The sequence below is a fragment of the Arthrobacter sp. R-11 genome, from assembly GCF_049913155.1.
Lineage (GTDB): Bacteria > Actinomycetota > Actinomycetes > Actinomycetales > Micrococcaceae > Arthrobacter.
Genome location: NZ_CP183979.1, coordinates 196576 through 221155, shown reverse-complemented (window position 1 = coordinate 221155; position 24580 = coordinate 196576). Strand labels below are relative to the sequence as shown.

The 24580-nt window shown below is 67.1% G+C and carries 22 protein-coding genes; 10 read left to right on the top strand and 12 right to left on the bottom strand.

All coding sequences use genetic code 11. The features are described from left to right. Window positions 1-12: 12 nt before the first annotated feature. Window positions 13-1377, top strand: a complete 1365-nt coding sequence (locus ACN9M4_RS01070) for a glycoside hydrolase family 172 protein (RefSeq protein ID WP_426301526.1) — start codon at window positions 13-15, stop codon at window positions 1375-1377. Window positions 1378-1409: 32 nt separating this feature from the next. Continuing rightward, entirely contained in the window at window positions 1410-2783 is a 1374-nt protein-coding gene (locus ACN9M4_RS01065; protein WP_426301524.1) for a glycoside hydrolase family 32 protein, read from the top strand. Between the two features lie 110 nt (window positions 2784-2893). On the opposite strand, the gene pstB is transcribed toward ACN9M4_RS01065, so the two are convergent. From pstB to pstS, 4 genes are all read right to left on the bottom strand, one after another. Further along, window positions 2894-3673 carry a phosphate ABC transporter ATP-binding protein PstB gene (gene pstB, locus ACN9M4_RS01060; RefSeq protein WP_426301522.1) on the bottom strand — a complete coding sequence of 260 codons (780 nt, stop codon included), beginning with the start codon at window positions 3671-3673 and terminating at the stop codon, window positions 2894-2896. A gap of 48 nt (window positions 3674-3721) precedes the next feature. Further along, window positions 3722-4831 (bottom strand): phosphate ABC transporter permease PstA, encoded by a 1110-nt coding sequence (pstA, locus tag ACN9M4_RS01055; RefSeq protein ID WP_426301520.1) that lies wholly within the window; start codon window positions 4829-4831, stop codon window positions 3722-3724. After that, window positions 4831-5763, bottom strand: coding sequence for a phosphate ABC transporter permease subunit PstC (pstC, locus tag ACN9M4_RS01050; protein WP_426301518.1), 933 nt, complete (start codon window positions 5761-5763; stop codon window positions 4831-4833). The genes pstA and pstC overlap by 1 nt, the downstream gene beginning before the upstream one ends. Before the next feature lie 133 nt (window positions 5764-5896). After that, complete coding sequence (pstS, locus tag ACN9M4_RS01045; RefSeq protein ID WP_426301516.1) at window positions 5897-7015, bottom strand: phosphate ABC transporter substrate-binding protein PstS; 1119 nt, start codon at window positions 7013-7015, stop codon at window positions 5897-5899. A gap of 210 nt (window positions 7016-7225) precedes the next feature. On the opposite strand from pstS, the gene ACN9M4_RS01040 reads away from it, so the two are divergent. From ACN9M4_RS01040 to disA, 4 genes are all read left to right on the top strand, one after another. After that, the gene (locus ACN9M4_RS01040; protein WP_426301514.1) at window positions 7226-8353 is read left to right on the top strand and encodes an FUSC family protein; all 1128 of its coding nucleotides are present in this window, start codon (window positions 7226-7228) and stop codon (window positions 8351-8353) included. Window positions 8354-8391: 38 nt separating this feature from the next. After that, entirely contained in the window at window positions 8392-9765 is a 1374-nt protein-coding gene (gene radA / locus ACN9M4_RS01035; RefSeq protein ID WP_426301512.1) for a DNA repair protein RadA, read from the top strand. A 102-nt stretch (window positions 9766-9867) separates the two neighbouring features. Then, window positions 9868-10491, top strand: a complete 624-nt coding sequence (locus tag ACN9M4_RS01030; RefSeq protein WP_426301510.1) for a Pr6Pr family membrane protein — start codon at window positions 9868-9870, stop codon at window positions 10489-10491. 239 nt (window positions 10492-10730) lie between these two features. Next, complete coding sequence (gene disA, locus ACN9M4_RS01025; RefSeq protein WP_426301508.1) at window positions 10731-11807, top strand: DNA integrity scanning diadenylate cyclase DisA; 1077 nt, start codon at window positions 10731-10733, stop codon at window positions 11805-11807. Window positions 11808-11843: 36 nt separating this feature from the next. Here disA and ACN9M4_RS01020 read toward each other — a convergent pair whose 3' ends face one another. Continuing rightward, window positions 11844-12569, bottom strand: coding sequence for a hypothetical protein (locus tag ACN9M4_RS01020; RefSeq protein ID WP_426301506.1), 726 nt, complete (start codon window positions 12567-12569; stop codon window positions 11844-11846). A 358-nt stretch (window positions 12570-12927) separates the two neighbouring features. On the opposite strand from ACN9M4_RS01020, the gene ACN9M4_RS01015 reads away from it, so the two are divergent. From ACN9M4_RS01015 to ACN9M4_RS01005, 3 genes are all read left to right on the top strand, one after another. Next, on the top strand, window positions 12928-13764 hold the full coding sequence (locus tag ACN9M4_RS01015; protein WP_426303357.1) for an A/G-specific adenine glycosylase: 837 nt from the start codon (window positions 12928-12930) through the stop codon (window positions 13762-13764). A 50-nt stretch (window positions 13765-13814) separates the two neighbouring features. Further along, the gene (locus tag ACN9M4_RS01010; RefSeq protein ID WP_426303356.1) at window positions 13815-14237 is read left to right on the top strand and encodes a DUF3592 domain-containing protein; all 423 of its coding nucleotides are present in this window, start codon (window positions 13815-13817) and stop codon (window positions 14235-14237) included. Between the two features lie 89 nt (window positions 14238-14326). Continuing rightward, complete coding sequence (locus ACN9M4_RS01005) at window positions 14327-14818, top strand: hypothetical protein (RefSeq protein ID WP_426301504.1); 492 nt, start codon at window positions 14327-14329, stop codon at window positions 14816-14818. Between the two features lie 96 nt (window positions 14819-14914). On the opposite strand, the gene ACN9M4_RS01000 is transcribed toward ACN9M4_RS01005, so the two are convergent. After that, window positions 14915-15877: an alpha/beta hydrolase gene (locus ACN9M4_RS01000; RefSeq protein ID WP_426301502.1), complete on the bottom strand. Its 963-nt coding sequence runs from the start codon at window positions 15875-15877 to the stop codon at window positions 14915-14917. 37 nt (window positions 15878-15914) lie between these two features. Further along, window positions 15915-16631: an alpha/beta fold hydrolase gene (locus ACN9M4_RS00995; protein ID WP_426301500.1), complete on the bottom strand. Its 717-nt coding sequence runs from the start codon at window positions 16629-16631 to the stop codon at window positions 15915-15917. 257 nt (window positions 16632-16888) lie between these two features. On the opposite strand from ACN9M4_RS00995, the gene ACN9M4_RS00990 reads away from it, so the two are divergent. Next, window positions 16889-19210 carry a helix-turn-helix domain-containing protein gene (locus ACN9M4_RS00990; RefSeq protein ID WP_426301498.1) on the top strand — a complete coding sequence of 774 codons (2322 nt, stop codon included), beginning with the start codon at window positions 16889-16891 and terminating at the stop codon, window positions 19208-19210. Window positions 19211-19271: 61 nt separating this feature from the next. Here ACN9M4_RS00990 and dhaM read toward each other — a convergent pair whose 3' ends face one another. The 5 genes from dhaM to ACN9M4_RS00965 all read right to left on the bottom strand — a co-directional run bounded on the left by dhaM (window position 19272) and on the right by ACN9M4_RS00965 (window position 24506). After that, complete coding sequence (gene dhaM / locus ACN9M4_RS00985; RefSeq protein ID WP_426301496.1) at window positions 19272-19967, bottom strand: dihydroxyacetone kinase phosphoryl donor subunit DhaM; 696 nt, start codon at window positions 19965-19967, stop codon at window positions 19272-19274. Further along, window positions 19964-20614, bottom strand: a complete 651-nt coding sequence (dhaL, locus tag ACN9M4_RS00980) for a dihydroxyacetone kinase subunit DhaL (RefSeq protein ID WP_426301494.1) — start codon at window positions 20612-20614, stop codon at window positions 19964-19966. The genes dhaM and dhaL overlap by 4 nt, the downstream gene beginning before the upstream one ends. A gap of 2 nt (window positions 20615-20616) precedes the next feature. Continuing rightward, complete coding sequence (gene dhaK, locus ACN9M4_RS00975) at window positions 20617-21618, bottom strand: dihydroxyacetone kinase subunit DhaK (protein WP_426301492.1); 1002 nt, start codon at window positions 21616-21618, stop codon at window positions 20617-20619. 127 nt (window positions 21619-21745) lie between these two features. Continuing rightward, on the bottom strand, window positions 21746-22264 hold the full coding sequence (locus ACN9M4_RS00970; RefSeq protein WP_426301490.1) for an amino-acid N-acetyltransferase: 519 nt from the start codon (window positions 22262-22264) through the stop codon (window positions 21746-21748). Window positions 22265-22403: 139 nt separating this feature from the next. Then, window positions 22404-24506: an alpha/beta fold hydrolase gene (locus ACN9M4_RS00965; protein ID WP_426301488.1), complete on the bottom strand. Its 2103-nt coding sequence runs from the start codon at window positions 24504-24506 to the stop codon at window positions 22404-22406. Window positions 24507-24580 lie beyond the last annotated feature (74 nt).

Genomic DNA, 24580 nt, shown 5'->3' with positions numbered 1-24580 from the left:
ACAAGCACCATCATGTCTTCAAACACCCGCTCCGGCCTGCTCTCCAGCCTCACCAAGCTCTCCAACGCACGTACCGCACGGGCATCCAGCTGGGACCAGACCGGCCGCAACCGCGACAACTGGATCATCATGCCCGGCGAGGAACGCGTCCTCGCCGACCTTGAGGGCCCCGGCGCCATCACCCATATCTGGATGACCCAGTCCTGCCGTATCCAGCCCGGCCCGGGCCAGATCTCCCCCGAACTGGTGGGCGTGCCGATGCTGGAGATCCACAACGCGCTGGGCGTCAGCTGGGAAGTCGTGGACCCGGACTACTACCGCAAGATCGTCCTGAAGGTTTACTGGGACGACCAGGAAACGCCGAGTGTCATCGCGCCCCTGGGTGACTTCTTCGGGCTCCTCAACTCGCTCTCGGGTTCCTACGATTCCCTGCCGCTTTCCGTGTCGGCCAAGGAAGGGGAACTGAACACCTTCGGCGGCAGCGCGGCGTTCAACAGCTACTTCGAAATGCCCTTCAACTCCCGGGCCCGGATCGTGGTCGAAAACCAGAACGACATCCCGTACCTGCAGTACTTCTACATCGACTACGAGCTCTACACCGAACCGCTTCCGGAAGACACCGCCTACTTCCACGCCCACTGGCGCCGGCAGAAGCCCAATGCCGGCTGGGGCCCGGACCTGCAGACCAACAGCATCGAGGTCACCATCCCAAACCTCACCGGGGAGGACAACTACGTGGTGCTGGAAACCGAAGGGCAGGGCCACTACGTGGGCTGCAACCTCGCCGTGCGGCACTTCCAGGGCTCCTGGTGGGGCGAAGGCGACGACATGATCTTCATCGACGACGACACCTGGCCGCCGAGCCTGCACGGCACCGGCATGGAGGACTACTTCGGCCACGCCTGGGGCATGCAGCACAACGCGTTCATGATGAACGGCACCATGGTCCACGAGGAAAACGTCCCCGGCTTCCACCACAGCTACCGCTTCCACATGACCGATCCCATCCGCTTCCAGAAGCGCATCAAGGTCACGTTCGAGCACGGCCACGCCAACCATCTCTCGGATGACTGGTCCTCCACCGCCTACTGGTACCAGACCCTGCCGTCCCCTGCCCTGGATATCGCCCCGGTGGCAGACCGGCTCCCGCTGCGGCCCCGCGAGCAGGTGGAGGAGCTGCCCCTCCCGGTGCTCACCCCCGCCCAGCAGGCAGCACGGGATGCGGCGGCCGAGCGCATGAAGAAGTTCACGGAGGTCCGCGATGCGGTGCGTGCCGAACGCCGCGCGGAAATCGACCAGTGGGAGCAGGGCAATGTCAGCCAGGCCCGCGACGTCCGCGAGCGCTACCTCGCCTCCCAGAGCGTCCCGGCGAACTAATCCACTTCCCCGCAACAGACGAACGGATCAGCATGACTTCCCCCACTCCCCGCCCGGCCTTCCACTTCACGGCAAACAGCGGCTGGATCAACGACCCCCTCGGCCTCACCTGGAAGGACGGCACGTACCACCTCTTCTACCAGTACGTCCCCGGCCGGACCAGCTGGGCCTCCAACTGCCACTGGGGCCACGCCACCTCCCCTGACATGATTGCCTGGACCGAGCAGGGCGTCGCCGTAGCCCCCGGCGACGGCGACGACGGTGTCTGGTCCGGCTCGATCGTCACCGATTCCGAGGGCAAGGCCACCATGTTCTACACCTCCGTGACCGAGCCGGGCATCGGCATCGGCACGATCCGCACCGCAACCCCCGGCGACGACAGCTGGGACAGCTGGACCAAGGGCGGCAAGCTCATGTCCGCCCCCGCTGCCGACGTCATCGCTTACCGGGACCCCTTCGTCTTCCGCGACGGCGGACAGTGGCGGATGTTTGTCGGGGCAGGTCTCGACGGCGGAACCGCCGCCGCGATCTCATACAGTTCCGCGGATCTCGCCGAATGGACGCTGGACGGCATCGCGGCCCGGCGGCCCGGCAGCGAAAAGGACCCCGTCTGGACCGGAGCCATGTGGGAATGCCCGCAGTTGTTCGAGATCGACGGGTCCCACGTCCTGGTCACCTCGATCTGGGAAGACGACGTGCTGCACTACGTGGCCTACGGCGTGGGCAGTTACACCGACGGAAAGTTCGAGGCCCGGTCCTGGGGCCGGCTCAGTTACGGCAAGAGCTACTACGCGCCGTCCTTCTTCCGCGACAAGGACGGGGCGCCGTCGTTGATTTTCTGGGTGCGCGGCGTGATCAGCCCCGCAGATGAGACGGGCAGCGGACAGTGGGCCAGCGCCCTCAGCGTCCCGCACACGCTTTCCCTCGACGGCGACACCCTGGTGGCCGTCCCGCACGCGGACCTCGGCAGGTACTCGACGACGGCCCGGCTTGAGCAAACGGGAGACGCAGTCTTCGAAACCGTCCTGGCAGAGGGCGCAGACCTGCGCTGCACGGCCGTCTCCGGCACGGTCATCAGCCTGGATGCGCTCGAAGGAACGTTGCTCAGGATCAGCCACGACGGGAATGAAGCCCGGGTCACGGCTCCCGGGAATGCCGACTTCACCGGCGTCGCCTTCCCCCTCGCGGAAGGCGCCGAGCTGCGCATCATCGTGGACGCCGGCGTCGTGGAACTCTCCGGCCCGGAAGGCATCATGGCCGTTCCGCTGCCCATCGTGGACAGCCCGGTCACGCTGGCACTGGCCGGTTCGGGGGACGAGCCGCGACTCAAGACCGTTTCCCGCCCGGCGCCCGGTCCGGAACTGCCGTACCTGGCCAGCACTTCCCTGCCCTACCTGCTCGGCTAGCCCGGCGGCAAAAAGCACGACGGCGGACGCCACCCCCAAGGTGACGTCCGCCGTCGCTGTTTTCCGGCTACCCCAACAGAAGCCGGAGCCTGTGCCCCTACGAGCCGGGGCTATCCGAAGCGGCCGGAGACGTAGTCTTCCGTGGCCTTCTGGGCAGGGTTGTTGAAGATCGTGGTGGTGTCCGCGAATTCAATCAGCTTGCCGGGCTTGCCGGTGCCGGCGATGTTGAAGAACGCCGTCCTGTCCGAAACACGGGCGGCCTGCTGCATGTTGTGGGTCACGATCACCACGGTGTACTCGTCCTTGAGCTCGTTGATGAGGTCCTCGACGGCCAGCGTGGAGATCGGGTCCAGGGCGGAGCAGGGCTCGTCCATGAGGATGACCTGCGGCTCCACCGCGATGGCGCGGGCGATGCAGAGGCGCTGCTGCTGGCCGCCGGACAGGCCCGAGCCCGGCTTCTCCAGCCGGTCCTTGACCTCGTTCCAGAGGTTGGCGCCGCGCAGGGAGCGCTCCACGAGCGCATCGGCCTCGCCCTTGGAGATCTTCTTGTTGTTCAGCTTCACGCCGGCCAACACGTTGTCGCGGATGGACATCGTTGGGAACGGGTTGGGCCGCTGGAAGACCATGCCCACCTGGGCCCGCACGGTCACCGGGTCCACGCCGGGGCCGTAGAGGTTGTCGCCGTCGAGCAGCACCTCGCCCTCCACGCGGGCACCGGGCAGGACCTCGTGCATGCGGTTCAGGGTGCGCAGGAAGGTGGACTTGCCACAGCCGGACGGGCCGATGAAGGCGGTGACCGACTTGGCCTCGATATTGATGCTGACGCCCTCCACGGCCAGGAAGTTGCCGTAGTAGACGTTCAGGTCCTTGACGTCGATCCGCTTAGACATGGTGTTCCTTCAGTGCTGAGGTGGAAAGAATATGGAGGCGGCCCGGCGTCATCGGCCGGCCTTGGGGGCGAAGATCCGCGCGATCAAGCGGGCTGCGAGGTTCAGCAGCATCACCAGGATGATCAGCACCAGGGCCGCGCCCCAGGCCCGCTGGTCCGAGGGACCGGGGTTGGAAGGCGAGGTCGGGTTGAGGATCTGCGTGTAGATGAACGTGGGCAGCGAGGCCATCCAGCCGCCGAAGACGTTGTTGTTGATGGTGGTGGCGAAGCCGGCGGTGACCAGGATGGGAGCAGTCTCACCGATCACGCGGGCGATCGCAAGGGTGACGCCGGACGCGATGCCGGAGATCGCCGTCGGGATGACCACTTTCAGGATGGTCCGCCACTTCCGCACGCCCAGCGCGTAGGAGGCCTCGCGCAGTTCGTTCGGGACGATCTTGAGCATTTCCTCGCTGGAGCGGACCACCACCGGGATCATCAGCACCGAAAGCGCGACGGCGGCGACGGCACCGGTCTTGGTGCCCGGGCCGACGACGGCGAAGAAGAACGCCGCTGCGAAAAGGCCGGCCACGATCGAGGGGATGCCGGTCATGACGTCCACGAAGAAGGTGATGGCACGGGCCAGGGGGCGGCCGTTGCCGTATTCCACGAGGTAGATCGCGGTGAGCAGGCCCACGGGCACCGAGATGACGGTGGCCAGCAGGGTGATCTGTACGGTGCCGATCAGCGCGTGGTAGACACCGCCGAGCACCTTGGTGCCTTCTTCGACTGCCTTGTTGTCGAACGCGCCGGTGACCCCGTTCATGGAGGTCCCGAGGAAGCCGGGGGTGAGGATTCCGGGGATGCCGTTGACCAGCACGGTCCAGATCACCGAAACCAGGGGCAGGAGCGCAACGAGGAACGCGCCGACCACCAGGCAGGTGGCCAGCTTGTCCTTGGCCTTGCGGGCGCCTTCAACCACGCCGCTCCAGGCGACCAGGCCCAGGGTGAAGAGGGTCGCGGAAACCACGCCCCAGCTGAAGACGTTGAAGCCGATCAGGGCGAGGATGGCGGCGCCGAGCACCAGGGCGGCGGCGAGCACCACATAGGGTGCGTACGCCGGCAGCTGGCCCTTGGTCAGTGCGGAGCGCTTGCGGGTTACGGGGGCTGTGAGGGTCATTAGTTCGCTCCCGAGAATTCTTTGTGTTTGGTGATGATCCAGCGCGCCACCATGTTCACGCCCAGGGTGATGACGAACAGCACCAGGCCGGCGGCGATCAGGGTGTTGACCTTCAGGCCGCCGGCCTCGGGGAAGTTGAGCGCGATTTCGGCGGCGATGGTCTGGTTGCCGCTCTGGATGAGGCTTGCCGTCAGGACGCCGGAGGAGAGCACCAGGGCCACGGCCATGGTTTCGCCGAGGGCGCGGCCCAGGCCGAGCATGACGGCGCTGATGATGCCGGGACGGCCGAACGGCAGCACGGCCATCTTGATCATTTCCCAGCGGGTGGCGCCGAGGGCGAGCGCGGCTTCCTCGTGCAGCTTGGGGGTCTGCAGGAAGATTTCGCGGCTCAGGGAGGTGATGATGGGCAGCACCATGACGGACAGCACGATGCCGGCGGTCAGGATGGTCTTGCCGGTGGCGGACGCGGGTCCCTGGAAGATCGGCAGCCAGCCCAGGTTGTTGGCCAGCCAGTCATAGGCCGGGGCGATTTCCTTGGCCAGGAAAGCGGCACCCCAGGCGCCGTAGACAACGGAGGGGATAGCGGCAAGGAGGTCCACCACGTAGCCCAGGCCGGAGGCGAGGCGGCGCGGGGCGTAGTGCGAGATGAACAGCGCCACGCCGATCGCCACAGGGGTGGCGATCACGAGGGCGATCAGGGCAGCGATCAGCGTGCCCAGGACGATCGGCCAGATGTAGGCGATGAAGCCCTGGCCGCCCTGGATGTCTGCCGCCGGGGCCACGAAGGCCGGGATGGCCTGGACAACCAGGAAGAGTGCGACGCCGAACAGGACGGCGAGGATGAGGCATCCCGCGGTCATGGCGGCTCCGGAGAAGACCTTGTCCCCGGCGCGCCCGGCGCCCTGGGAAGTGGTCAGGGAGTTGGTGGTCACGTCTACCTTCAGCATCAGTGCGGAAAATGGCCAAGTTCCCCGCCCCGCCGGGATGGTGTGCCATCGGCGGCGGGACAGGGAACTGCGGTGTTCCAAACCGGCGGCACCGCGGTGCCGCCGGCCGGAGCGGTCCTTAGGACTTGGCCTTGATGGACTCGATGGCGGCCTTGGCCTTCTCCTGCAGCGCCTTGGACAGCGGTGCGGACTTGGCGGCGTCAGCAGCAGCCTTCTGGCCCTCTTCGGAGACTACGTAGCTCTCGAAAGCCTTGACGAGGTCCGCGGTTTCCTTCTTGTCGTAGGTGGTGCAGACGACGTGGTAGGAGACCAGGACAACCGGGTAGACACCGGCTTCGGTGGTCTTGCGGTCCAGCTTGATGGCGACGTCGTTGGCGGCGCGGCCGTCAGCCTGCTTGCTGACCTCGACTGCCTTGGCGGCAGCCTCGGGAGAGATCTTCACGAACTCGCTGCCGACCTTGATCTGGGCAACACCCAGCTTGCCGGAAACGGCGGAGTCGTCGGCGTAGGTCACGGCACCGGGGGTGTCGGTGACGGTCTTGACGACGCCGGAGGTGCCCTTGGCGTTCTCGCCCTTCAGGGAAGCCGGCCATACGCCGTCGGCCTTGTCGGTCCAGACGTCGGCGGCAGCGGAGGCAAGGTAGTCGGTGAAGTTCTTGGTGGTGCCGGAGTCGTCGGAACGGTTCACCGGGGTGACTTTGAGGTCCGGGAGCTTGACGTCCGGGTTCAGGGCGGCGATTGCGGGGTCGTTCCACTTGGCGATCTGGCCGCGGAAGATCTTGGCGACGGTGGCGGCGTCGAGCTTCAGTTCCTTGATGTCGGGCAGGTTGAAGGCCACGGCGATCGGGGAAATGTACACCGGGATGTCGATGGCGCCTTCGGGGCCGCACTTGGCCTTCGAGGCGGCGAGCTCTTCGTCCTTGAGGTAGGCGTCGGAGCCGGCGAACTGGGCGGAGCCGTCGATGATCGCCTTGCGGCCAGCGCCGGAGCCGTCCGGGGAGTACTGCACGTTTGCGCCCTGGTTGGCGGCGGCGAAGCCGGTCTTCCAGGCGTCCATGGCCGCGCCCTGCGCGGAGGAGCCGATGCCGGTCAGGGTGCCGGTGACCTTGGTACCGGCGGCGGCCTGGCTGCTGGCCGGGGAGCCGGTTGCGTTGTCGGAACCACAAGCGGTGAGCGCCAGGGCGCCAGCTGCGATGACCGCGATTGCCGCGTTGCGGCCGAAGCGAGTTGCCTTCACTTTGATGTACCCCTTCCAGGGATTCTCAGATGCGTGCCGAGGAGGGTCGGCTGTGGGGAGATTCGTACTCGTTTTGTACCTTGATCGACGGTAAGAGCCTCAGGTAACGGGATCGGCGGTCCAAGGTGAACGGCGGGTGAACGGAAGCGGACCATTCCCTTACATCTGCAGCGCCGCCCTTGCGTCTTTCATGCTGAATAGACTTGAGGCATGGACGCCCCGCCCGGACTCTCAGCCACCTCGAAATTTCTTCGGACGCGGCTGCGAACAGGCATCACCCGGACCCGGAAATCGGTGGTCCCCGCCGTCCAGATGACCGTCTGTGCCGTAGGCGCCTACGCCTTCGCCGAACACGTCCTTGGCCACACCGGCCCCCTCTTCGCAGCCACGTCCTCCCTGATCGCCCTCGGTTTCTCCCGCGATCCCCGCCTGCGCCGGGTCATGGAGGTGGGCCTTGGCTGCACCCTGGGCATCGTGGTGGGCGATCTGCTGGTGCACTGGCTGGGCTCCGGGGTCTGGCAGGCCGCCATCGTGCTGCTCTTCTCGATCCTGCTGGCCCGTTTCCTGGACAGCGGCACCATCTTCACCACCCAGCTCGGGCTGCAGTCGCTGCTGGTCGTGCTGCTCCCGGCGCCGCCGGGAGGTCCGTTCACCCGCAGCCTGGACGCCGTCGTCGGGGGCGTCTTCGCGCTGCTGGTCACGGTGCTGATGCCGAAGGATCCGCGGCTGGAACCGCGGCAGGACGTGCGGAAACTGCTGGACGAACTGGCGGAGGTGCTTCGCGAATGCGCTGACGCGATGATCGACAGCGATTCCACCATCGCCTGGCACGCCCTGGTCCGCGGCCGCAATTGCCAGCCGCTGGTGGACCGGATGCGCCAGTCGCTGCGCGCCGCCGGCGAGGTGGCCACGCTTGCCCCGGCGTACCGCAAGCACCGCGACGAGTTGAACGCGATGGAGGCCTCGCTGGACTCGATCGACCTCGCCCTGCGCAACAGCCGGGTGTTCGCCCGGCGGCTCACCAGCGCCATCAACCACACCGCCCTCACGGACGAGGCGACGGACAACATTTCCGGGGTGCTGCGGGATACTGCCGCCGCGGTGGACGAGCTTGCGCTGGGCCTGGCGGAAGTGCACGACGGCGCCCGCCGGGCCCACATGCGCGTCGCCCGGCAGGACCTCGCGGACATCGCCACCCGGCTGCACCCGAAGCTGCTCAGCGTCCAGAAGCTGGAGGGCGAAACCGTGGTGATGCTTTTCCGCCCGCTCATGGTGGACCTGCTCGAGGCCGCCGGCATGGAACCCGCCGAAGCCCGGGACGCCCTGCCGCCGCTGTAGCGGCTTTCCTGTCGCACCCCTCCACTAGCCTTGTACGCATGGCTACCAAGACCTCCCGCGCCTCCAAGGCCCCCGCGTTCAAATGCGCCGAATGCGGCTGGACCACCGTCAAGTGGGTGGGCCGCTGCGGCGAGTGCCAGGCGTGGGGAACCGTTGAGGAGTCCGGCGCCACGGTAGCGCGTACGACGGCGGCCGCCACCGTTCTGGAGCCCGCCCGCCGGATTGCCGAGGTGGACGGTACGACGGCGGCGTTCCTGCCTACCGGCGTCGACGAACTGGACCGGGTGCTCGGCGGAGGGCTGGTTCCCGGCGCGGTGATCCTGCTGGCCGGGGAGCCGGGCGTCGGGAAGTCCACGCTGCTGCTGGATGTCGCGGCGAAGTTCGCCCGCACGGGCCAGGACGTCCTGTACGTCACGGGCGAGGAATCCGCCGCTCAGGTGAAGCTGCGCGCGGAACGGATCAGTGCCATCGCGGACACCCTCTACCTGTCCGCGGAAACCGACCTCGGGCAGGCGCTCGGGCAGGTGGAGAAGCTCGAACCCAAGCTGCTCATCGTGGACTCCGTGCAGACCCTCAGCAGCACAGAGGTGGAGGGCAGTGCCGGCGGGGTTTCCCAGGTCCGTGAAGTGGCCGCGTCCATCATCGCCGCCGCCAAGCGCCGCAACATGACCACCCTGCTCGTGGGACACGTGACCAAGGACGGCTCCATCGCCGGTCCGCGGCTCCTGGAGCACCTCGTGGACGTCGTGTGCCAGTTCGAAGGCGAGCGCCATTCCCGGCTCCGGCTGCTGCGCGCCGTCAAGAACCGCTACGGCGCCACGGACGACGTCGGCTGCTTCGACCTCAACGAAGCCGGCATCGAAGGCCTCGCCGATCCCAGCGGACTCTTCGTCTCCCGCACCCGCGAACCCGTTTCGGGCACCTGCATCACCGTGACCATGGAGGGGCGGCGGCCCCTGCTGGCCGAGGTGCAGTCCCTGCTGGCCGAAAGCGCCAATTCCCAGCCACGGCGCGCCACAAGCGGCCTGGACAACTCACGGGTTTCGATGCTGCTGGCCGTGCTGCAGCAACGGGCCGGCTGCATCCTGCACAAGGACGACTCCTACGTGGCCACCGTGGGCGGGGTGAAGCTCAGCGAACCGGCCACGGACCTCGCCATCGCCCTGGCCGTGGCCTCGGCTAAGTCCCGCAAGGCCCTCCCGCAGCGGCTCATCGCCTTCGGCGAGGTGGGCCTGGCGGGCGAGGTCCGCCCGGTCCCAGGCATCAACCAGCGGATCCACGAGGCCCAGCGCCTGGGCTTCACGCACGCGGTCGTTCCTGCCAGCCCCAACGGGCCGGGCCCCGTCCCGGAAGGGTTCTCCGTGCGGGAGGTGGCCCATGTGGCCGAGGCGCTGGAACTGCTGATCAGCTGAGTTTGGTCCTGGGCTGAGTTTCGTCGCTCGCGCCGGTCGCGTAACTCCCGGCGCGGGGGTGTCGCGCGGCGGCGGTGCCCGGGGGTGCGGAAGAGTGGTTCCATGACCAAAAGAACGGTGCTTATTGGGGGACGCTTCTTCTTCGGCCTCTTGACCCTTGTCGCCGTCGGGACGCAGCTGGCCGTGCACATCAGCCTGCGCTACGACGTGTGGAACTTCTTCAGCTACTTCACCAACCTGTCCAACCTCTTCGCCGCCGTGGTGCTGCTCGTCAGCGGTTACCGGCTGTTGGTCCGCAAACAGCCCACCGAGCTGGATGAAACCACCCGCGGCACGGCCACCATCGCAATGGCAATCGTGGGCATCGTCTTCGGCGCGCTGCTTACCGGCCAGGATCTGGGCTCCATGCTTCCGTGGGTGAACTTCGTGGTGCACTACCTGATTCCGGTGGTTGTCGTGGCCGACTGGCTGTTCCAGCCGCCGCGCACCACCATGACAATCCGGCACCTCTGGTACTGGCTCGTCTACCCCATCGCGTACCTGGCCTACAGCCTCATCCGCGGGGCCTTCGTGAACTGGTACCCGTACTGGTTCATCGACCCCGCACGTGCCGGCGGCTGGGGCGGGGTAGCACTGTTCGCGGTGGGCATCGCGGTCGGCTTCCTGCTGGTCAGCCTCGCGATGCTCCGCCTCGGCAACACGCTCGAGCGCCAGGCGGATTACTGACAGCCGATTGCTGACAGCGCATTACTGACAAAACGGCCCTCCGCGATGATGCCCGGAGGGCCGTTTCCCGCCCTCTCCCGGCAGGGCACAAACGGGCCACTTTGAGGCTTGCTTGTGCGGTTAAGGCATGCGCGAGGATCTATCATTGTCCTAGCCGCTGCCGGGGCACTTTTCCTGAACATCGCCGGCATTGATGCCGGACCGGTTACGGGGTCCTGCCACCTTCGAAGGGAACACGCATGGCCCGAAGTCCCGAGGAATCGCTCAAGGCGACCTTGGCAAGAGTCGCGCCCGGCACCGCGCTGCGGGACGGACTTGAGCGCATCCTGCGCGGACGCACCGGCGCCCTGATCGTCCTGGGCTCGGACCGCACCATCGATGCCATCTGTTCCGGCGGCTTCGAAATCGGCATCGAGTTCTCCCCGACCCGGCTCCGCGAACTCGCCAAAATGGACGGCGCCATCGTCTGCGACAAGGATGCCAGCAACATCGTCCGCGCAGCCGTGCAGCTGGTCCCCGATTCCAGCATCGAAACCCAGGAATCCGGCACCCGGCACCGCACCGCGGAGCGCGTCGCCATCCAGACCGGAGTGCCCGTCATCTCGGTCAGCCAGTCCATGCAGATCATCGCCCTGTATGTAAACGGGCTGCGGCACGTGCTGGAAGGTTCGGAGAAGGTACTCGCCCGCGCCAACCAGGCCTTGGCCACGCTCGAACGCTACAGCGCCCGGCTGGACCAGGTCACCAGTTCCCTTTCGGCGCTGGAAATCGAAGCCATGGTCACGGTCCGCGACGTCGCCGTCACGCTGCAGCGCCAGGAGATGGTGCGCCGGATCGCCGAGGAAATCGCCCAGTACGTGCTCGAACTCGGCGAGGACGGACGTCTCCTCTCCTTGCAGTTGGAGGAGCTCACCATGGGTCGCGGCCCGGGCAGCGACGTCATCATCCGCGACTACGCCGGCGACACCGCCTCCCCCGAGGACATCGACACCGCCGTGCAGGCCCTCATGGACCTCGGCCCCACCGAGCTGATCGACCTGGGCAGGATCTCCAGCATCATCGGTTTTGCCGGCGGCATGGATGTGCTCGACGCCGGTGTGCAGCCGCAGGGATACCGCCTGCTTGCGGGGCTTAAGTCGGTTCCGAAGGCTGTGGCGGACCGCCTGGTGGAGCATTTCGGCGGGCTCCAAAACCTCATGGCCGCCACCATCGAAGACCTCATGACTGTGGACGGCATCGGCGACCAGCGCGCCCGCACGGTCCGCGAAGGCCTCAGCCGCATGGCCGAGGCGAGCCTCCTGGACCGGTTCCTGTAACTCCGGCCGCCGCTCACCGGCTAGGTCCGTGCGCGGCTAGCGGAGCTGGAAGACGGCCTTCGGGCTGACCTTGTTGCCCAGCGACGCCGTGAAAACATAGGTGCCTGCACCCGGCTTGGCATTCACCACGCTGCAGCCTTCCGTGGTGCGGTTGCGCTGCCAAACGAAGTTCGCAGTCTCGCTCTTGCCGGGCAGGATGGTCTTCACCAGGTCCTCGGCCGTTGCCTGGCAGTCCCGGGAAGAGAAAATCCGGTCCGCCCCGCTGGTCACCTGGAACTCCATCTGCGAGGTTCCCACGTTGACCTGGCACGGTGTGGTGCCGCCGTTGGTGACCTTCATCCCCAGCACAGGATTCTTGCCCGCGGCATAGGACCCTGCGTCCGTGCTTGCGGCAACGGTGACCAGGTTCAGGTCGCACACGGGGCTTGCCTTGGCGGAGGGGCTTGCAGTGCCCGAGGCGCCGGGCCCCGGGGTACCGCTGTCCTGCGGCTGCGGGCTGTTGCCGGGCTGCGCGGCGGGCTCGCCCCTCCCGGCAAAGGAGGACGCGATTGCCACGACGCCGGCGGTCATCAGCCCCAGCACGATCAGCAGGCCAACGAACACCACCAGGCGACGACGGCGGTACACGGCCGGGCTCGGCCTGCGGCGGCCGTTGCGCCGGGCGCCTCCGGTTTTCGGGCGGGTTGCGGCCGGGGTCCGGGCACCGTTGCCTGTTGTACGCGTTCCGCGCACGCCTGACGTTTGATTGCCCTTGGTGACCATATGACTAGGCTAGGCAACGCCCGCCCCGGATGCCGCCACACCACGCCGCCGCCGGCGCTCCCGGCCGTATGAGCTGCCTCATGTCACTCCCTCCATCCGCGGAACCCGGGCTCGGCTACAGTGGAGGGCAGGAATCGGCGGCCGCGCGGCCGCAAAGCACGCAGCCGCAACAAAGGGTCCCATGTCATCGCCAACAGTCCCGGAACCGACGAGCACCCGGCCGGCCCGCAAACAGCAGACCCCATCCCGGCAGCTCAAGGCCCACCAGCTCGACGCCCTCCACCAGGAGCTGGACCGCTGGTTCACCGCAAACGCCCGCGAACTGCCTTGGCGCGAAGCCGCCTGCAGCCCTTGGGGCGTGCTGGTCAGTGAGGTCATGCTGCAGCAGACCCCCGTGGTGCGGGTGCTTCCGGTGTGGCTGGATTGGATGGAACGCTGGCCCGAGCCCGCGGACCTTGCCCGGGAAGCCTCGGGCGAAGCGGTGCGCCACTGGGGCCGGCTGGGCTATCCCCGGCGTGCGCTGCGGCTGCACGCGGCCGCCGTCGCAATTGTCGAAGAGCACGGCGGCAAGGTACCCGGAACGTACGAAGACCTGCTGGGCCTCCCCGGTGTCGGCGACTACACCGCGGCGGCAGTTGCGGCGTTCGCATTCGGCGGGCGCGAAACGGTGGTGGACACCAACATCCGCCGCGTCCACGCCAGGCTGGTGTCCGGAACGGCCCTTCCGGCGCCATCGCTTACCGCCGCGGAGATGCGCCTGGCCGAAGCCCTCATGCCGGAGGACACGGCACTGTCCGTGCGCTGGAACGCCTCGGTCATGGAACTGGGCGCGCTGGTGTGCACCGCCCGCTCCCCCAAGTGCTCCGACTGCCCGGTCCGCGGCGAATGCGCCTGGCTGGCGGCAGGCGAGCCGCCGCCGTCGTACGTCCCCAAGGGACAGGCCTGGCACGGCACTGACCGCCAGCTCCGCGGCGCCGTGATGGCGGTGCTCCGCGTGGCAGAGGCGCCCGTGGCGCGCGGACTTTTCGAACGGGCACCGGCCGACCTCGGCTTCGCCGCCGAAGGAACCGCGGTTCCGCTGGCCGCGCTGCACCGCCTCAACTCCGCACCCGAACAGCTTGAGCGGGCGCTGGACGGGTTGGTGCGCGACGGCCTGGCGGAACTGCACGACGGCGACTACCGCCTGCCCGCCTGACCAATACCCGCAGCGGAATTCCACGCGGAACGGAGACGAACTTGAAAGCCGTGATCTACATTGTCTGGGCCCTGTTCCAGATCGGCGCGATCGCCGCCCTGGTGCACACGGCCCGGAAGGCCAGGCGGCAGGAAACACGGACCGCCGGCTGGCCCAGGGTCCAGGCAGTGGTGACCGGCAGCACGGCGGGCTGGTCCGGCGGGGTCGGCGGTTCCGATCCGTCCCGCCGCTACTTCCCCACCTACCAGTTCAGCGGGCCGGGCGGGCAGCTCTTCAACGGCACCTCGGACGTTCCTTCCGCGGAGGTCCCGGCCCCCGGCTCGTACATCGAAGTCGCGGTGAACCCGGCCAATCCCCACGAGTCGTTCCACCAGTCCACCAAAGAGAAGGTGGGCATCGGCTGCGCGATCGCGTTCTTCGCCGTCTTCGCAGTGGTCTCGTTCTGGTTTATCGGCATCTTCCCGATCGGCTGAGCGTTACCGCTCCGCGCGGCACCATAACGATGTCGGCAAGCTTCCGCGCGAGCCGTTCCGGCCTGTGTGCGCCGGTCCTACCCTGAGGTATGCGCAAGTTATGGGCGGCTGCGGCATTATGCACGGCGGCGTTGCTGGGCTCCGGATGCCAGCCGGAGTCAGCGCCGTGCCCGGCCATCGCCATGGCACCGGTGGTGGGCCTGACCATCGCGGAGGACTATGTGCCGAGTGTCCAGGGCATACATCTGCGGGCATGCCAGGACGGCAAATGCAAGGAAGCCGACTTGAAACTCCTGCCCGGCAGCCGGTCCATCCCGCAGGCGTGCAGCACGGGCCCGGACGGTACCTGTTCGGCGACGATGTCCCCGGACGGAACCATGTACGGCCTCCTGGACATGGGGGTCCTCACCGCTTCTCCGATCAGTGCGAAGGTCACCGGCACGGCGTCCACCGGCAGGCCGCTTCCGGTCCGTACCCTCGACTTCACGCCCAAGAGCCTCAAGCCTTTCGGTGAGAAGTGCGGGACGGTCATTACGGCCAACCTCGTGCTGGACGCCACGGGACTCAAGCAGGCTCCCTGAGCCGGGGCGGGCGCCGTGCCAGCTGGCTTTTCCTGCAGGATAACTGCTTGGCTGGCTGACCGGATGCTCCCGGCCGGCCAGCCAAGCAGTCACGGCTCATGCACCAAGGGCAGCCTTGAGGACCGCAACCGCCTGTCCGATTGCAGCTGAAGCAGCGCGAGTCTCATGCATCGAATTGACCATGACAAAGTCATGGATGATTCCGCCATAGCGGACCTGTGTCACAGGGACGGAGGCTGCCCGCAATTTGCGGGCAAATGCCTCGCCTTCGTCACGCAGAACGTCTGCTTCAGCAGTGATCACCAAAGCCGGCGGAAGGCCGGCGAGTTGTGCGCTTGTCGCCCGAAGCGGGGATACCGTGATCTCCGCGCGCTCTGCCTCACTGCTTGTGTACTGGTCCCAGAACCATTTCATCCCATCGCGGGAGAGGAAGTAGCCCTCCGCGAACTCTTCGTAGGATGCCGTATCGAAGTTCGCGTCAGTAACGGGGTAGAACAGCACCTGCTGTTTGAACGAGACATCGCCGCGCTCCTTCGCCATGAGCGTCAGGGCTATGGCCATGTTTCCGCCTACGGAATCACCCGCGACAGCCATCCGGGAACCGTCCAGTCCCTTGCCCGCCCCGTGGGATGCCACCCACTGCGCCACGGCATAGCTCTGTTCATTGGCAACCGGGTACCGCACCTCCGGAGAACGGTCGTACTCCGGGAACACAACAGCGGCTTCTGCCCCGACGGCGAGATCGCGCACCAAGCGGTCGTGGGTATGTGCGTCTCCGAAGACCCAGCCTGCGCCGTGTGTGTAGAGAATGACCGGGAGCGTCCCCGTGCTCCCCTTTGGCCTGACAATGCGCGTGCTCACGGCTCCAGTGGGGCCGCCGGGCACGGTAATCCATTCCTCGTCGATTTCGGGTTTCCAGATCTGGCTCTCCTGGACCCCGTCCACCGCTTTCCTGCCTTCCTCAGGAGTGAGCTGGTAGAGGAACGGTGGCTCGCTGGTGGCGTCCACGAACGCCTGGGCTTGCCGTTCAAGAGAGATGTTGTGCGGATTTCCGCTCATGGGATGTTCCCTTCTATTTCTTCGAAGACGCCGGCGATCAGGAAAGTTCTGCGATGGCGTCCGTGATGAACTTCGCAACCTCTTGCGGGTGCGTCATCATGACGAGGTGCGGTGCGTCGAGCTCCAGCACCTTGCGCGCTTTGGCGCGCTCGTAGCCGAAACGTTCAACGTCGGGATTGATGGTGTGGTCGGCGCTGGAGACAATCCCCCAGGCGGGCTTGGTTTTCCAGGCTGCCACGGGCGCCGCCTCACCGAAGGCGACAGCCGAGAGGGGGCGCTGGGAAACAGCCAACACGCGGCTTACGTCCTTCGGGACCCCCGCGGCGAAAATGTCGGGGAAGGCCTCGGACTTCACCGAAACATCGGTACCTGGATCGGAGCCGTCGATGGGATAGGGCGAATAGACGAGGTTCCCGGCAAGGTCGGAGTCCGGGAAACCGCCTTGCAGGGCGCCGAGGCTTTCGCCTTCGTCCAGCGCATAACCGGAGACATAGACGAGGCCGACGACGTTTTCGGCCGCACCGGCTACGGTGATGACCGCGCCACCGTAGGAGTGGCCCGCAAGGATCACCGGACCGTCAATTTGCTCGACAAATGCCTTGATGTAGGCGGAATCTCCGATAAGGCTGCGATTGAATACCGGAGGAACGGCCACCTCGTATCCCTCATCGAGCAGCGCCCGGGTAACGGGCGCCCAGCTTGCAGCGTCAGCGAACGCGCCATGCACCAGGACGATGGTTGGAGTTTTGGACATGCGGCTGTCTCCTTGGGGTCTTGTTTGCGACGGCTGGGTACTTGTGGGGTCCAGGCTGTTTCGGACCCCTTGCCAGTCCACAGCAGGGCGGCTGCAGGCGCCATGAAGAAAGGACGCAGAACCGGAATTCTGCCAACCGCGGATACTCTTTACCTAGTCGTGGCCACGTGGACGTACGTCATGTTGGCTTCCCCTTGCCGGACATGACGTTCCCTCCCACGGGCAGGAACTCCGTACCGGAAGGGATGGCAGCGCGTATGCCGGAAAGATCAGTGGTGACCGCCGCCGAGGATTTGCCCGGGTTGCCTACACCGCCGTTGGGGGTCTTGCTCCGCGCACACCGCGAGCGCGCCGTAATGTCCCTGGAGTATCTGGCGGAGCTGTCCGGGATCAGCGACCGGACCATCAGCGACATCGAACGCGGTGTCAGTACCGCCCCGCAGCGCCGCACCCTGCTGGCCATCCTCGCGGCCTTGAAGCTCCCGGACACGGAACGGGACGAGTTCCTGGGTGCCGCCCGTGCTGGGAAAAGTCCAGCGGCCGCCAGCAGGTCGGCGTCTCTTGAGCCCCGGCGCCTGCCGGATTTCACCGGCCGCACCTCCGAGATGGCAGAACTCCTGGCGTTCCTCGAAGTGGAACCGGAGGATCGCGTTGTGGCCCCGGTGGCAATCCTCCACGGCGCTCCCGGAATGGGAAAGACGGCAATGGCAGTCGAGGCCCTGCACCGCCGGCAGGAAGATCAGGCGATGGCCTTGTTCGTGGACCTCAACGGCCTGGATGCCTTCCCCCTGACCCCGTTGCAAGTCCTTCAGGCATTGCTCAGGCAAGCTCTGCTTCCGGGAAGGGAGGTCCCGAAAACACTGGCTGCAGCCGCGTCGCTTTGGCGGGAGTTCTCGGCCGGCTCCCCCGTGGCCGTGCTTCTGGACAATGCGGCAAGTGAAGCCCAAGTCCGTCCGGTGCTGACAACCGGGCACAAAGGCGTTGTTGTGGTGACATCGCGGCGAAGCCTTGCCGGGCTCGAAGGTGTGGGCCGGTTTCCTGTGGGGCCCCTCCCGCCAAGCGAAAGCGAAGCCTTTCTGGCCGAGATAGTATCCGCGGGCCAGCGCGGGGAGTCACTCCGGGATCTCGGCGTTCTATGCGACCACATTCCGCTGGCCTTGCGGATCGCAGGCAACCGCCTGGCCAGCCAGCCGGGCTGGACGGTGAGCGACTTCCTGGACCGCCTCGGTTCCGAAGAACGCCGGCTGCGCGCGCTGGTGGCAGGCGATCTCGCGGTGGAGGCCGCGTTCAGCTTGTCCTACGAGCACCTCAACGAGGAGCGGCAGCAGCTTTTCAGGAACCTCTCCCTCCTCAAAGGCACCACCTTCAGCCCCCCACTTGCAGCTGCCGCCATGGCAGCAAAGGGCATCGATGGCGCCCCGGATATCGAGGAAGGCCTGGATGAACTGGTGGACCTGGGCCTTGTCCAGGCACTTACCGGCAACCGGTACCGCCTTCACGACCTCCTGAGGCTCTACGCCGCGGGCCGGCTACGCGCGCAGACAAGTGCCGAAGACATCGCTGCGCACCGCACATACCTTCGCGCATGGCTATTGACGACCACCATCAACGCCGGAAACCGTTTCGAGCCCCACCCGGCACCCGGGCTGATTCGCGGTATCCCGGGGATGGAATTCGGCGATTCGGCACAGGCAAGGCACTGGCTCCAGTCGGAGACTCCTGATTGGTACGGGGCCTATCAAGACGCCGTCACGCGGCAGGACCACCAGGATGTGCTGAAGGTTGCGGGGTCCCTGCACTGGTTCGCCGGCATCTGGGAAAGATGGGGAAACTGGCATCGGCTCTTCGCCGATTCCGCCGCGGCTGCGGGTGCCGTGGGAGACAAGGAGCTGGTTTCAGCGCACCTCGGGTTTCTCTCCTTCGCCTACAGCAACGAGCGCAATGATCCGGAACGTGCGCTCAAGACAGCAATGCTCTCCTTGGATGCCGCGGTAGAGGCCCAGAACACCGTCAGGCAAGGTTGGGCGCATCTCTATATCGCCCTGAGCCAACGCGGCCTCGGGAAGATCCAGGAAGCCATGGCCAGTGCCAACAAGGCCATCGCGCTCTTCGAAGCCGTCGGGGAGATCGAAGGTCAGGGACCGGCGATGATGCTCAAAGGCAGCATCCACCAGATGTTGGGCCAACTCGACGTGGCAGTGGTTGTCGCCAGAAACCTGCTGGAACTCCTCATGGCCAGCAAGATGCCGGCCAACGTGGCCGACTTCATCGAGTTCTACGCCCTTCAGCTGCTGTGCGGAGTGCTGCACGAGCTGCAACGCTACGACGAATGCATAGAGGTCGCGGGGAACGCCCTGGCCGTCGCGGAAAAGATGCAATGGCATCTGGGACGGGCTTCAGCCCTCTATCACAGGGGCAAATCATATGACGCCCTCAATAGGCATACGCTCGCTGTTGAAGACCTCTCCCGCGCGCTCGGTCAGGCTGTCACGGCCGGAGACAAACGGCTCGAAACCGCAATCCGGGGGATGGCCGGCGAGCTGAAGGACAAACTGGCCTCCGTGCGCGGCGGCTCTTGACCCATGCTCAGCCCTCTTCGTCGAACGAGCGCCGGTACCCGCCCGGTGTACTTTGCCCGCGTCAGGGTTCGCCGAAGCCTTCCTCGACCAGGCGTCGCACGTAGGCCACAGCTTTCGCGGCGTCCTTGCCCCGTGCCTCAACGGCAAGCTTTCCACCCTGGCCGACGGCGAGCGCCATCAGTTCCATCATTGACGTGCCGTCGACGCCGTTGATGGTCACCTCTGCGTCCAGCCCGGCAAGCCCCCCGGCGATCCTGGCCGCCGGGCGGGCATGGATTCCCGCGGCGTTGCGCAGGAGGAATTCTCCGCTCTCCTCCGGAGCCGCGGGAATTCCATCGTCCGGGCCTCCGACGCCGGTGCTGCCGCCGCCGCTGCCGAAGCGCACCGCTGCGGCCGCCGCCTTCACGGCCGGCGCATCCGCTCCGCCCTGCGCGGCTACTGCCGCCGCAACGACCCCCTCCACCAGGGGAGCGTCGGCCAGCAGCACCTCCTTCGGCGCGCTGCAGAACTCCACCGCGGCTTCCGCCGTCATCACCGCCGAGCCGAGGTCCGTCAGCACCACAACACCGGCGCCCGCCGCAGATTCCAGCGCCGATTCGAACGCCGCCAAGACGATTTCGAAGCTGGTGCCGATCCTGCCGTCCTCCGTGCCGCCCGCGGCGAAAAGGCCGACGTCCGGGGCCATCTGCCCGGCAAGTTCAACGGCCCCTTCGGCGATCCTGGCGCTGTGCGAAACCACGACCAAGGCAACCGTCACGCCGTCTCCCCGTCGGGGAAGCCCGCCGCGGTGGCCGCGGCCCGCAGCAGCAGCGCCGTGGAGACGGCCCCGGGATCGCGGTGTCCGGCGCTGCGTTCGCCGAGGTAGCTGGCGCGACCCTTCCTGGCCACCAGCGGATCCGTGGTCACGGCGCCCACCTCCGCGGCTTCGGCAGCCGCGGCAAGCACGGCAACGGCGTCCGCGCCGAGGGTGACGGCCTCATTGGCCGCCTCCACCGCCGGGGTCCAGGCGTCCACCATGGTCTTGTCCCCGGGCTCGGCCTTGCCCCGCGCCACGATCCCGTCCCGGGCTGCCCCAAGGGCGGCGGCGAGCGCGGCGGCGTCGATTTCCGTCGAGGTTCCCAGCGAAGTGGCGGCCCGCAGGTAAGCCGTACCGTATAGCGGCCCCGCCGCCCCGCCCACCTTGGACATCAGGGCCATCGCGGCAAGCTTCAAGGCCGCGCCGGGCGTGTCCGGGGCCGCTTCGGCGATCTTCTCCAGCACGGCCTGGAAGCCGCGGTCCATGTTCTCGCCGTGGTCCGAATCGCCGATTGCCCGGTCCAGTTCGATAAGCTCCACACGGTGTTCGGACATCTTCCGTGCCGAAAGCTGCAGCCATTCAATGGCCCAGTCGACGCCTAACCCCACTGTCACATCCCCCAGCGGAGGGCAGCGGTATGTACGGGCGCGTCCCAAAGTTCAACGAGTTCGTCATCGAGGCGCAGGACCGAGATGGAGCAACCCTGCATTTCCAGGGAGGTGACGTAGTTGCCCACCAGGGACCTCTCGACGGTGATTCCCTTCTCTTCCAGCAACTGGGCGGCCCGGCGGTACACGATGTACAGCTCGCTGAGCGGGGTGCCGCCCATGCCGTTGACGAACAGCAGCGCCCGCTCCCCCTTGCCGAGGCCGAGGTCTTCCACCACTGGTTCCAGCAGTCGTGAGGTGATGCCGTCCGCGCCCTCCATGGGGATCCGGTGTCGGCCGGGTTCGCCGTGGATGCCGATGCCGATTTCGATTTCGTCGTCGGCGAGTTCGAAGCTCGGCACGCCGGAATGCGGCACGATGCAGCCCGAGAGCGCCACGCCCATGGTGCGTACGTTGCGGGCGACCGTTTCCGCAACACCCATGACGGCGTCGAGGGAGTCGCCCCGGACGGCGGCGGCGCCGGCGATCTTTTCCACCAGCACGGTCCCGCCTACGCCGCGGCGTCCGGCCGTGTACAGGGAGTCCTCTACGGCGACGTCGTCGTTCACGAGGACGGTGCGGACGCTGATGCCTTCGGCCTGCGAGAGCTCGGCGGCCGTTTCGAAGTTCAGGACGTCGCCGGTGTAGTTCTTCACGATGTGCACGACGCCGGCCCCCGAGTCCACTGCTTCGGTCGCCGGGATGATTTGCTCGGGTGTGGGCGAGGTGAACACGGCGCCCGGCACCGCGGCGTCGAGCATGCCGTGCCCGACAAAACCGGCGTGCAGAGGTTCATGCCCGCTTCCGCCGCCCGATACCAGCGCCACTTTGCCGGCTACCGGGGCACCCTTGCGGACGACGTATGCAGGATTGGCGTGGACTTCCAGGATGTCGGCATGGGCCAGGCCGAAGCCATCGAGGGACTCGTCCACCACCGCGCGTGGATCGTTGATGAGCTTCTTCATGGCTGCTCCTGGCACGAATCGGGTAGTTTGTTTTGACCCTACTACCCGCCCGGCGGCCGTGGTAGGTCCTGCAACGGGCCCGGGCGTGCGGGCCCCCGGCACGCCCCGGCCGGCCTTCCGTAGGCTGCTAGAGGAACTTGATCATGCGGGTGTTGCCCAAGGTGTTGGGCTTCACCCGGGCCAGGTCCAGGAACTCGGCCACGCCTTCGTCATGCGAGCGCAGGAGTTCGGAATAGACCTCCGGATCCACCGCGGACTGGTCCGCCATGACCTCGAAGCCGTGCCGCTTGAAGAAGTCCACCTCGAAGGTCAGGCAGAACACCCGGGAAACCCCGAGGGCCTTTGCGTCTTCAAGGAGCTGCTGCACCAGAACGTGCCCCACTCCCTTGCCGCGCCAGTCGGCAGCCGCGGCGAGCGTGCGGACTTCGGCCAGGTCCTCCCACATGACGTGCAGGGCACCGCAGCCGATGACGTCGCCGTCGGACGACTCCGCGATCCGGAACTCCTGCAGGCTCTCGTAGTACGCCACCGTTTCCTTGGCCATCAGGATGCGTTGCGCCGCGAGGGGCGCCACCAGCTTCTTGATCGCGGCGACGTCGCCGGTGCGGGCTGGGCGGATGCTGATCGTTGGAGTCACAGCCCCCATCCTATGTCCCGCGCACCCCGGCCTGGCCGGCACGTTTTCCCGCGCCGGCCAGGCCTTCCCCATGTCGGCCGGGCCTCCCCGCCCGGCCATGTCCCGGCAGCCGTCCCAACAGCCGCCAAGACAGGCTTTTCGGCCCGGGCTACAGGCCCAGGTCCTCCGGCAGCCCGACGTCTTCGCCGAGGACCTGCCGTGCCAGGAAGTGTTCCACCACGCCGTACCAGACCTTTGCATGCTGCGGCTGGAGCACCCAGTGGTTCTCGTCCGGGAAGTACAGGAAGCGGTGCTGTGTCTCCCCGTTTTCGCCGGCGGGCAGGCCCGAGCCGGACAGCAGCTCGTACCAGAGCCGCAGCCCTTCGCCGATCGGCACCCGGTAGTCCTTGTCCCCATGGATCACGAGCATGGGCGTGGAAATGTTCCCCAAGTGCAGGTGCGGGGAATTCTCCAGCGCCATCTCCGGGGTCATTTCCTTGAGCCAGTACTGTGAAGCGTCCGTGGTGGGGCCGAACTGGTCCAGTGCCCAGAGGCTCGCGTGCGTGACGATCGCCTTGAAGCGGTCGGTGTGGCCGGCCACCCAGTTGGCCATGTACCCGCCGAAGGAGCCGCCCATGGCCGCGGTGCGGGTTTCGTCGATGTCGGGACGGGCCACTGCCGCGTCGGTAACGGCCATCAGGTCCGCGAACGGCGCCTTGCCCCAGTTGCCCCAACCGCGCTGGATGTAGTCCTGCCCGTAGCCGGTAGAGAGGGCCGGATCCGGCAACAGCACGGCGTAGCCCTTGGCGACCAGCAGCCACGGGTTCCAGCGCCAGGTCCAGGCATTCCAGGAACCGAGCGGGCCGCCGTGGATCCACAGCAGCAGCGGGGCGGGATTCTGCGCGGATGCACCCTCGGGCAGCGCCAGATAGGCGGGCACCCGGGAGCCGTCGGCCGCCGTCGTTTCGATCCGTTCAAGCGAGCCCTTGACGGCGGGCCTTTCGGCCGGAGCGGGAAGCCGCACGACGCCGCCGCCCGCCAGGTCGATCCGGACAGCCTCGGCGGGGAAGCCGTAGGAACTGCGCAACGCATACGCGGCGCTCCCGTCCGGCGAGGCAACGACGTCGGTGTACGCCGCGGCGTCCGGCGTCACCCGCGAGACCGCACCGCTCGTGACGTCGATGCGGAAGACCGGCGTCGCGCCGTCCTCGTCGGCGGTCGCCAGGAGGGATTTTCCGTCGGGCAGCCAGGCGGCCGGCGTCGCCCAGCGGTCCCATTCCGGCGCCAGCGGCTCGAGTCCGGCACCCGCGCCGCTCCCGACGTCGAGCAGGTGCAGCAATACCCGCGGCGCCTGCAGCGGCGTGCTGTCGCTTTCGCTGACGACGGCGAGCGTCCGGCCGTCCGGGCTCACCGGCCCGGGGAAGTAGCTCATTCCTTCACGGTCCAGGATGACCTTGAGGTTGCCTGTGGCGACGTCGACGGCGGCCAGGACATGGCGGGAATCGGCCTTCGCGAGCGGCTTCTGGAGGCTGGTGTAGATTGTGGTGCCGTCCGGGCTGACAACCGCTTCGGTTTCCCTCAGGCGGCCTCCGGCGTCCGGGGTCAGGTTGCGGAGCTTCAGGCCGCGAACGGCGTCCACCGTTGACGGTTTGCCGGGACCCTCATCTTCCCCGGCTTCGACGGCAAAGATCCGGGGCTGGGAAGGGCCGAGATCGGCGTCCCAGTAGCGGACCGGGTAGCCACTGTGGAGGATGGCCGAGACCTTGTTGTCCTTGCGGCTCTTGCGCCGGTCCTCGTCGTCCTTTTCGTCGCTTGCACCGGCGAGGACCGGGGCCTTCACGAAGGTCGCGTCCGCATCCTTCGCGGTCAGCACGGCACTGATTCCGCCGGCCCGCGAATGCACCACCCGGGCCTCGCCGCCGTCGGCCGGCAGGAGCCACAGGGCGTCGACCGGATCCGTGTCAGGGCTCTCCGGATCGGGCCGGGCGGAGGTGAAGTAGAGGTCGCCGTTCGCGGCGAAGGCCGCACCAGCCTCGCCCTTGGCGCTGCGGGTGATGCGCCGGGCGTGCTTCGTGCCGGCGGGATCCAGCTCCCACAGGGCGGTCACGTATTCGGTGCCCTTGCCGTTCAGGGTGGCCACGGTGGTGACCAGCCGGCTGCCGTCGGGGCTGAGCGCCAGGCCGCTCACGCGCGGGATGGCCAGGTAGTGGTCCAGATCGTGGAACGGGGTTTCAGGCTGTGCGTCCGGGGTCTCGGAGGGATTCGCGTCCATGGTCCGATTCAACACGGATGATGCCGTCGATCACAGCGAGTTCTCTAAGAGTGAAACAGTACTTTCAGAAAAAG

What these genes read in the sequence shown, in the direction of transcription:
- ACN9M4_RS01070 (WP_426301526.1), top strand. Translation starts at nt 13, where the DNA reads ATGTCTTCAAACACCCGCTCCGGCCTGCTCTCCAGCCTCACCAAGCTC.
- ACN9M4_RS01065 (WP_426301524.1), top strand. Translation starts at nt 1,410, where the DNA reads ATGACTTCCCCCACTCCCCGCCCGGCCTTCCACTTCACGGCAAACAGC.
- pstB (WP_426301522.1), bottom strand. Translation starts at nt 3,673, where the DNA reads ATGTCTAAGCGGATCGACGTCAAGGACCTGAACGTCTACTACGGCAAC.
- pstA (WP_426301520.1), bottom strand. Translation starts at nt 4,831, where the DNA reads ATGACCCTCACAGCCCCCGTAACCCGCAAGCGCTCCGCACTGACCAAG.
- ACN9M4_RS01040 (WP_426301514.1), top strand. Translation starts at nt 7,226, where the DNA reads ATGGACGCCCCGCCCGGACTCTCAGCCACCTCGAAATTTCTTCGGACG.
- radA (WP_426301512.1), top strand. Translation starts at nt 8,392, where the DNA reads ATGGCTACCAAGACCTCCCGCGCCTCCAAGGCCCCCGCGTTCAAATGC.
- ACN9M4_RS01030 (WP_426301510.1), top strand. Translation starts at nt 9,868, where the DNA reads ATGACCAAAAGAACGGTGCTTATTGGGGGACGCTTCTTCTTCGGCCTC.
- disA (WP_426301508.1), top strand. Translation starts at nt 10,731, where the DNA reads ATGGCCCGAAGTCCCGAGGAATCGCTCAAGGCGACCTTGGCAAGAGTC.
- ACN9M4_RS01020 (WP_426301506.1), bottom strand. Translation starts at nt 12,569, where the DNA reads ATGGTCACCAAGGGCAATCAAACGTCAGGCGTGCGCGGAACGCGTACA.
- ACN9M4_RS01005 (WP_426301504.1), top strand. Translation starts at nt 14,327, where the DNA reads ATGCGCAAGTTATGGGCGGCTGCGGCATTATGCACGGCGGCGTTGCTG.
- ACN9M4_RS01000 (WP_426301502.1), bottom strand. Translation starts at nt 15,877, where the DNA reads ATGAGCGGAAATCCGCACAACATCTCTCTTGAACGGCAAGCCCAGGCG.
- ACN9M4_RS00995 (WP_426301500.1), bottom strand. Translation starts at nt 16,631, where the DNA reads ATGTCCAAAACTCCAACCATCGTCCTGGTGCATGGCGCGTTCGCTGAC.
- ACN9M4_RS00990 (WP_426301498.1), top strand. Translation starts at nt 16,889, where the DNA reads ATGCCGGAAAGATCAGTGGTGACCGCCGCCGAGGATTTGCCCGGGTTG.
- dhaK (WP_426301492.1), bottom strand. Translation starts at nt 21,618, where the DNA reads ATGAAGAAGCTCATCAACGATCCACGCGCGGTGGTGGACGAGTCCCTC.
- ACN9M4_RS00970 (WP_426301490.1), bottom strand. Translation starts at nt 22,264, where the DNA reads ATGGGGGCTGTGACTCCAACGATCAGCATCCGCCCAGCCCGCACCGGC.
- ACN9M4_RS00965 (WP_426301488.1), bottom strand. Translation starts at nt 24,506, where the DNA reads ATGGACGCGAATCCCTCCGAGACCCCGGACGCACAGCCTGAAACCCCG.